General features: G+C 66.3%; 8 protein-coding genes. All 8 read right to left on the bottom strand.

Annotated elements, in window-relative coordinates; translation table 11 throughout:
* A partial coding sequence (locus ACFQEU_RS08145; RefSeq protein WP_379781037.1) for an ABC transporter ATP-binding protein occupies positions 1-1,119 on the bottom strand: 1,119 nt, incomplete at its 3' end.
* The gene (locus ACFQEU_RS08140) at positions 1,112-2,242 is read right to left on the bottom strand and encodes an ABC transporter ATP-binding protein (protein ID WP_379781034.1); all 1,131 of its coding nucleotides are present in this window, start codon (positions 2,240-2,242) and stop codon (positions 1,112-1,114) included. The genes ACFQEU_RS08140 and ACFQEU_RS08145, both read right to left, overlap by 8 nt.
* A complete protein-coding gene (locus ACFQEU_RS08135) occupies positions 2,239-3,180 on the bottom strand; it encodes an ABC transporter permease (protein WP_379781032.1) in 942 nt (313 codons plus the stop codon). The genes ACFQEU_RS08140 and ACFQEU_RS08135 overlap by 4 nt, the downstream gene beginning before the upstream one ends.
* Complete coding sequence (locus tag ACFQEU_RS08130; protein WP_379781030.1) at positions 3,177-4,157, bottom strand: ABC transporter permease; 981 nt, start codon at positions 4,155-4,157, stop codon at positions 3,177-3,179. Before ACFQEU_RS08130 ends, ACFQEU_RS08135 begins: the two co-directional genes overlap by 4 nt.
* Positions 4,158-4,251: 94 nt before the next feature.
* A complete protein-coding gene (locus ACFQEU_RS08125; protein WP_379781028.1) occupies positions 4,252-5,928 on the bottom strand; it encodes an ABC transporter substrate-binding protein in 1,677 nt (558 codons plus the stop codon).
* A gap of 312 nt (positions 5,929-6,240) precedes the next feature.
* Complete coding sequence (locus ACFQEU_RS08120; RefSeq protein WP_379781026.1) at positions 6,241-7,302, bottom strand: hypothetical protein; 1,062 nt, start codon at positions 7,300-7,302, stop codon at positions 6,241-6,243.
* Positions 7,299-7,775 (bottom strand): FlaD/FlaE family flagellar protein, encoded by a 477-nt coding sequence (locus tag ACFQEU_RS08115; RefSeq protein WP_379781024.1) that lies wholly within the window; start codon positions 7,773-7,775, stop codon positions 7,299-7,301. Before ACFQEU_RS08115 ends, ACFQEU_RS08120 begins: the two co-directional genes overlap by 4 nt.
* A 99-nt stretch (positions 7,776-7,874) precedes the next feature.
* Positions 7,875-8,087: DUF7575 domain-containing protein (locus tag ACFQEU_RS08110; RefSeq protein ID WP_465261125.1), on the bottom strand; the 213-nt coding region annotated here is incomplete at its 5' end.

The raw sequence follows: 8,087 nt of genomic DNA, 5'->3' as shown, positions 1-8,087 counted from the left end.
GAGTCGCTCCGGGACGCCGTACGCCTCGCGGATCGCCGCTGGGGTCGGGTCGCTCCCCGAACCGCCGTCCTCCCGGGTCGCCGCGGTCGGGTCGAGCTCGTCCGCGAGCAGGTCACGGCGGAGGTCGACGACCGCCCGCCAGTCGTCCTGGTCGAACGTGTACCCCTCCGGCTGAACGATCCGGGGACAGCGCGGATGGAACCGACACCCCGCAGGCATGTCGACCGGGTCCGGTACCTCGCCGACGAGCTCGATCCGCTCGCGGTCCTCGTCGGGGTTGATCCGCGGCACCGACGAGACCAGCGCCTGCGTGTACGGGTGTTTCGGGTCGTCGATGATCTCCTCGGCGGGGCCGACCTCCACCAGCTGCCCGAGGTACATGATCCCGATCCGGTCACACATGTGTTTCAGTAGCGAGAGGTCGTGGCTGATGTACACGGCCGTCAGCCCGAGGTCGGTCTGGAGCTGCTTGAACAGGTCGAGGATGCTCGCGCGGATCGAAACGTCGAGCATGCTCGCCGGTTCGTCGGCGAGCAGGAACGAGGGTTCGAGTGCCAGCGCGCGGGCGATCCCGACCCGCTGGCGCTCGCCGCCCGACAGCTCGCTCGGGTACTCCGATGCGTACGCCCCGGCCGGCCGGAGCCCCGCCTGTTCGATTGTCTCGTACACCCGGGCGTCACGCTCCTCGGCGCTCCCGATGTCGTGGACGTCGAGCGGTTCCTTCACCCACTCGTACACCGTGAAACGCGGGTTCAAGGACTGGTACGGGTCTTGGTGGATGATCTGTGCCTCCCGGCGGAACCGATTGAGCTCGGCCCCGCCGGCGTTCGTGATCTCCGTCCCGTCGAAGTACACCTCGCCGCCCGTCGGTTCGATCAGGCGGATCGCCGACTTTCCGAGCGTCGTTTTCCCACAGCCGGACTCCCCCGCGAGCCCGAACGCCTCGCCCTCCCGTATTCCGAGGGAGACGCCGTCGACCGCCCGCACCGCCCGGTCGCTCTCGCCGCGGAGGATCCGCGAGACGATCCCCGTGTTCACCGGGAAGTGTTTCTCGAGGTTCCGAACCTCGAGCTTGTACGTCCGGTCGGGGTCGACGACGCGCTCGGTCGCCTCAGACATCGTCGGGACCTCCGGGGTCGACGGCGTCGGACCTCCCGGCCGTAGCGCCGGCGTCATCGCCCGAATCCTCGGTGGTCCCGCCGTCCGAAACGGCGGTGCCACCGTCGGCGTCCGCGTCCTGCCAGGTCGCCTTCCGGCCGGCGGCCTCCTGGAGGTAGTCGATCTCGTCCGCCCGGTGGCACTCGACGAGATGGCCGGGTTCGTACTCCCGCGGCTCGGGCGTCACGTCCCAGCAGTCCTCCTCCGCGAACGGGCATCGCGGCGCGAACCGGCACCCCTCGTCCGGGTCGACGAGATCCGGTGGCGTCCCCGGAATGGAGATCAGCTCCTGGTCGTCGTCGCTGATGTCCGGAAACGCGTTCCGGAGGCCGAGCGTGTACGGGTGTCGCGGGTTCGTGATGACCGTTCTGGTGTCGGCGATCTCGACCACTCGCCCGCCGTACACCACGGCGATCCGGTCACACGTCTCGGAGACGACGGACATGTCGTGGGTGATCATGATCATCGCGCTGTCGATCTCCGCCTGTTTCTCCGTGATCGTCTCCAGGATCCGGTCTTGGATCACGACGTCGAGCGCGGTGGTCGGCTCGTCGGCCAACACGAGGCTCGGCCCGAGCGCCAGCGCCAGCGCGATCATCGCCCGCTGGGCCATCCCGCCGGAGAACTGGTGCGGGTAGTCGTCGATCCGGTCGGGTTCGATCCCGAGCTCGTCGAACAGGTCGCGGGCGCGCGACCGCGCTTCGGCTTTCGACACGCCGTCCTCGTGGTGACGGATCACCTGGACGATCTGGTCGCCGACGGTGTACACCGGGTCGAACCCGTTCATCGCGTTCTGCGGGATCATCGAGATCTCCTGCCACCGGATCCGTCGGCGGAGCTCCTTGTCGGTGAGTTCGGTTATCTCGGTTCCGTCGAACTCGATCGATCCGCCGCGGATCTCCGCGTTGTCCGGGAACAGCCGGATGATCGACTTCGCGAGCGTGGTCTTTCCGCTGCCGGACTCGCCGACGAGTCCGACAGTCTCGCCGCGGTCGACCGACAGGGACACGCCGTCGGTGGCGCGAACCCAGCCGTCGTCGGCCCGGTAGTACGTCCGTAGGTCAGTGATTTCGAGTAGGCTCATTCTTGATGCCTCAGTTCGGGGTTGATGACTTTCTCCAACGTGCGGCCGATGAAGAACACCGACATCACGAACAGCGTGATGGCGATCCCGGGCGGGAACACCCACCACCACGCCTGTCGGATCGCGTCGGCGGTGTACACGGTGAAGATCATCTCTCCCCACGACAGCATGTTCGGGTCGCCGAAGCCGAGGAACGAGAGGCTCGCCTCGGCGATAACCGCGTATCCGACCGCGAACGCGGCGTACAGGAACGCCAGCGGCAACACGTTGGGGAGGATGTGTTTGTACATGATCCGCAGGTCGCTCGCGCCGATCGCCTCGGCGCTCTCGACGTACGGCCGCTGTTTGTGGCTCAACACCTGCGACCGGATCACCCGGGCGGTCGACCGCCAGAGGATCAACACGATCGCGCCGATGATGTTGACGATGCTGCTGCCGACGATCGCCACGAGGACGATCGCGAACGGCAGGAACGGGACCGCGTAGACGATGTCCGTGATCCGCATCAGCACGTCGTCGACCCAGCCGCCGTAGTAGGCGCTCACCAGCCCGACGTTGGTGCCGATGAACACGGCCATGAACGCGGCGAGCGTCCCGACGAGCAGAGTCACGCGCGTCCCCGCTATCAGCTGGGAGAGTACGTCGCGGCCGAGCTGTGTCGTTCCGAGGGGATGTGCGAGCGACGGCGACTCCAACCGCCCGCCGATCGCTCGCTCGCTGGGGTCGTACGGCGCGAGCCCCGGGATCGTGACGTTCAGGAACTCGATCGAGATCGGTCGGGCGAAAACCCCGACGAACACGAAGACGGCGAGGAGCACGAGGCCGATCTGTCCCAGGCGGTCCCCTTTGAACACCGCCAGTCCGGCTCTGAGCTGTTCGACGCGCTTCGCGGTTCCGGTGACTGCGCCGTCCGTCGATCGGTCTGTTTCGGTGCTCATTCGTACTCCACCCGCGGATCGAGGTACACGTACGCCAAGTCGGCGACGAAGTTCATCAGGATCACCACCGATCCCATGAGGAAGAACGCCGCCATGGCGACCGGGTAGTCGTTGTTGTTCACCGCTCGAACCATCTCACGGCCCATCCCGGGCCAGTTGAACACGGTCTCGATGACGACGGAGCCGCCCATCGCCGCCCCGGTCGCGATCGCCATGACCGTGACGAGCGGTAACACCGAGTTGCGGGCGGCGTGTTTGTACAGGACGGTCCACTCCGGCAGCCCCTCGGCCTTCTTGATCTCCACGAAGTCAGCCTTGAGGACGTCGAGCATCGTGCTCCGCATCAACAGCGTCGGCGTCGCGAGGTAGACGATCGCGCCGGTGAGCGCCGGCAGGAACAGGTGCCGAAGGAAGTCCACGGAGCCGTACCGCTGGAGGAACCCGCCGCCCAGCACCCCGCCGGTGGTCCGCATCCCGCTGGACGGGAACCAACCGAGCCAGAAGACGAACACCGAGAGCAACACGATCCCGACCCAGAACTCCGGCGAGGAGCGAGCGACGAGGGTGACGATGATCCCGCCGCGCTCGAACCGTGACCCGCGCCACCAGCCCATCAGCGCACCGAACGTGACGCCGATGAGGTACGCGAAGAACAGCGCGGTCCCCATCAGGACGATGGTGTTCATGAACCTGACGACGATGATGTCGATCACCGGTTCGCGGTAGATGAACGACTGCCCGAAGTCGCCGGTGAGCAGCTGCTCCACGTAGTTGACGTACTGTACGTACAGCGGTTGGTCCAGCCCGAGCTCGGCTATCCGCTGTTCGCGCTGCTCCGCCGTCATCCCGTCCAGGAGGAACATGGATGTCGGGTCCCCCGGGACGAGCCGAAAGAGGACGAAAAGCAGCGTGAAGAACGCCCAGAACGTAACGACGAGCTGGGCGACCCGGCGAACGACGAACTCACGGAGCGCCACGCGTCACTCACCCCCTCTTGGCGCACGGGCGGCTTGTCTCGATCGGGGTGCCGATTGAGCGGTCACGGTGAAATAGGGTTCATAATTCGGATCGTTACTGGTCGGCTCCGTAATGGAGCAGGCCGTCGTCGTCCCAGCCGAAGCCGGCGTCGGCGAGCTCCTGTCGGGCGGCGTCGAGGTCGAGCCGGAACTGTTCGACGTCCGGGTTGTGCCAGAACTCGTTGTGGACCGAGATGGTCGAGTCGGTGACCGTCCCCATCCCGTCACGGATGAATTCGACGTACTCCTCCTTCGGGACCGAATACGAGAGCGCTCGGCGGATACCGCGCATGTCGAGCGGCTCGCGGCGGAGGTTGTATGCGATCTTCGCGTAACCGATCGCCTCGAACGGCGTGGCACTGAGGTCGGGGTCGTCCTCGATCCGGGTGAGTGTGGCCGGCTGCGGAACCGCACCGATGAAGTCGATCTGTCCGGACTCGAGGTCGCCGACCAGCTGGGAGACGTCCGCACCCGGAATACGGATGAACCGCTCCGTGTTCGGCGGGTTGAAGTGGTCGGCGAACGCCCTGAGCTGGAGCTCCGACTGACGCTCCCAGTCCTCGAACTGGAACGGCCCGCTCCCGGTCCAGTTCGGGTCGCGGAAGTCGGCCAGCTCCTCCGGTTCGACGTCGCCCCAGACGTGTTCCGGGAACAGGTACACCTGTCCGAGCACGTTCGCCGTGAACGGCGCGAACGGTTCGCCCAGATGGAACGTTATCTCGTTTCCGGACGTGTCGACCTCCTCGATGATCTCGACGAGACCGCTGTACGTCGGCGAATCGGCGTACAGATCGTACGTGAACTCGACGTCGTCGATGGTGACCGGTTCCCCGTCGTGGAACGTCATGTCGTCGCGGATCTCGACGGTGTACGTCCGGCCGTCGTCCTCGACGACCGGGTTGTCGGCGGCCGCCCACGGTCGCGGGAGCCCGTCCGGCCCGATGCGGAACAGCTGGTCGTACAACAGCCGGACGAACTGTCTGTCCGGCGTGGCGAGGTCCTGCATCGGGTTGAGCGAGATGATCTCGGAGGGGTACCCCATCGTCACCGTATCGCTGCCTATCGGCGTGACCGAGATCATGTTCCAGAAGGAGTTGAGCCCCTCGCCGAGCGTCGCGTCGACGTTCTCGACACGGGCGCTCGCGTACGGGTGCATCCCCCCTTCGTTGGCGATGTACGTCCGCGGCTGGTCCCGCGAGAGGATCGCCTGTGCCTCGTACACCGTCTGCTGTCGCTCGTTCTCGTCGGGCTGTGTCACCTGGAGTTCGGCGAGCTCGTCGTACTCGGGGTTCGAGTACCCGGGCGTGTTGCGGCCGCCCTGTCCCGTGTTGTCCGAGTGGTGCATGTCGTAGATGAACGTGTGCGGGTCGATCCGCTCCGGGGTTCCGCCCCAGCCGAGCAGCGAGGCGTCGAAGTCCTGCTGGACGACGGCTTTGTCCACGTGCGCGCCGAACTCGAGGACCTCGAGGTCGACCTCGAACCCGATCTCCTCCCAGTTCTCCGCGGTGATCACCCCGAGCTCGTTCCGGAACGAGTTCGCGCCGGCCGTCGGAATGACGAAGTTGATCTCGCGCACTTGCTCGCCGAGCTCGTCGGCACCGTCGGGGGCGGACCCTTGCCCGTTCTCGTCCGTGTCGTCGGCACAGCCCGCGATCGAGACCGCTAGTCCGGCCGCGCCGGTCGCGCCGGCAGCCCTGATGAAGTTACGTCGACTCTGGTTACCAGATGGCATACACCGGCCGGAGGGCACACGGTGATATATAGTTTTGTGACCATTCATTCACATAACGTACTGATAACATCTTTTATATACAATTGCATTCGACGAGTTTGAATATATATATTTGGTCAAACGACGAATCAGGGTCCGTATTTCTGCAGATAGTTCAGTTCCGGAGGTCTGGAGCTCCCGAGACGGTCGTTGGCCGACCCCTCGATGCGCAAAGCGGGTCATTCCCGATCACACGGTTCCGATCCGACGGTAGAGCGTGTCGGCTCTCTACGACAGGTCGGCTCCGAAAAGCGAGTGCGCCGAAGGCGCCGTTCAGACCAGTCGTTCCGCGATGCGCGCGGCACCCTCCGCGGCGGCCGTCGCGGGATCGTCGGGCGAGACGACCTCGATATCGCGGTCGAGCTCGGCGGCGAGCCGCGTCTCGAACTCCTCGACGAGGCCGGGGATACACGCCATCCCGCCGGTGACGGCGATCGGACGGCCCAGCGCCAGCTGGTAGGGTTTCATGTGGTCGTTCGCGAGCGCCGGGAGGAACTCGTTGGCGACGACGTCGACCGCGTCGTCGATGTAGCGGTCGACCGGGTCGCGGACCCCGCGATCGACGGTGAACTCGTGGCTCCCGCCGCCGGGCTGTTGGACCACGTCGGTGAACGGTTCGAACTCGTACACGTCGGCGTGTTCCTCCTTGTACTCCCGGGCGGTCGTCCGATCGATGTGGACGCGGCCCTGGCTCTCCTCCTCGACGGCGGCGACGATCCAGCGGTCGACCTCGTTGCCCGTCACCGAGCCGGTCGAGAACGGCGAGAGCTGCTCGCCGCGGCGGTACGCACACGCCTCCAGCGTCGTCGACCCCATGTTGACAGAGACGAACACGTCGTCGATCGCGTCGAGGCCGTCGCCGTAGGCGGGGATCGCCCCACACAGCGATTCGGGGAAGCTTCGCGCCGCCGCCTCACCGATCGAGGAGCCCTCGATCACGGATGTGAGGTTCTCGACGCCGGCCTCGTTGTCGATCGTCGGCACCGCGTAGACGACCGCGCTGTCCGCGGGGACGTCGTGGGCTTCGACGATCGCCTCGAAGAAGCGCTCGGCGTCGGCGACGCTGTCGTCGTCCTCGGGGAGCCCCGATCGGAGCATGAACCGGACCGTGTCCGGGTACTCGATCGCGGCGTCGTGGCCGAACAGGACCTTCTCCTCGCCCGTGATGGCGTCGTCGTACGTCGCCAGGCAGGTGAGCGTGGAGTGTCGTTCGCGCTCCCCGCGCTCGTCGGGGAGGTCGAGTACCGTCCGGGTGCTGCCGAGTTTCACCCCGACCGGTGTCGGGGCGTCGGTTCCGTCGTAGTCAGTGGATTCCGTGGATTCTGCGTCGCTCATTGTTCACTCGCACACGAAGCGATCCGGACGATGGAGACGAGGCTGATCCGATGGTCCGCCGGGGTGAACGCCCGGTCGTGTCGTGGCGCGTCGAACCCGTGTAACCGGCGTTCCAACGCGTCGGCGACACCGGGGGCGATCCACCCGATCTCGGCGTAGTACGAGAGCGCGTCTCGGCTCCGAAGATGGCCGCCGACATCGACGAGGTAGCCGATCCAGTCGGCTATCTCGTGTTCCGCTGCCGGCCCGCCGGGAACCGTCCGTAGGTACGGTCGGTCCCCGCGACTCGCGTTCCGAAGGCCGCGCTGACGCCCGAGGAGTTCGGTGAACGCGGCCGAGCGCGCCGCCTGCTCGGCTCGGCTCCCGTTCGGTGGACGAAGCGGCCGCTCCCGAGCCGCATCGTCGGCGCTCGCCCGCGTTCCCGCAAGCCAGCGCAACTCCCGTACGTCGTATCGTCGTGGATTCAGACTCATGTTCCGTCCGTCGTTCGCGTCCGTACCCGAACGGTTTCTGTCGGAGTATATGAACGTTCGCGCGCAGTTATCAGGTGTGAGAAACTACGTCGCCACGCGTCACTCCTCGTCGGCCCACGGCAACGGTTCGGTACACCAGTGACAGAACTCGATCTCGGCGTCGGTCTCCCGGCCGCAGTGTGGACACTCGACTCGTGCGGGTTCGTCGCCCTCGCCGCCGCCGACGATCGCTTCGATCGGGGCGCTCTCGTCGTGTTCGCCGTCCTCCTCGGCGACACGGCGGCGGATCGCCGCCGCGGTCGCGTCCGCGCG

The sequence above is a fragment of the Halorubrum tibetense genome (assembly GCF_042661865.1).
Classification (GTDB): domain Archaea; phylum Halobacteriota; class Halobacteria; order Halobacteriales; family Haloferacaceae; genus Halorubrum; species Halorubrum tibetense.
Note: the sequence above shows the minus strand (reverse complement) of the source record. Positions and strands in the feature narration are given on the sequence as shown.

Excerpts from the sequence above, each read along its gene's own strand:
- ACFQEU_RS08140 (WP_379781034.1), bottom strand. The coding sequence starts at position 2,242 with ATGAGCCTACTCGAAATCACTGACCTACGGACGTACTACCGGGCCGAC.
- ACFQEU_RS08135 (WP_379781032.1), bottom strand. The coding sequence starts at position 3,180 with ATGAGCACCGAAACAGACCGATCGACGGACGGCGCAGTCACCGGAACC.
- ACFQEU_RS08125 (WP_379781028.1), bottom strand. The coding sequence starts at position 5,928 with ATGCCATCTGGTAACCAGAGTCGACGTAACTTCATCAGGGCTGCCGGC.
- ACFQEU_RS08120 (WP_379781026.1), bottom strand. The coding sequence starts at position 7,302 with ATGAGCGACGCAGAATCCACGGAATCCACTGACTACGACGGAACCGAC.
- ACFQEU_RS08115 (WP_379781024.1), bottom strand. The coding sequence starts at position 7,775 with ATGAGTCTGAATCCACGACGATACGACGTACGGGAGTTGCGCTGGCTT.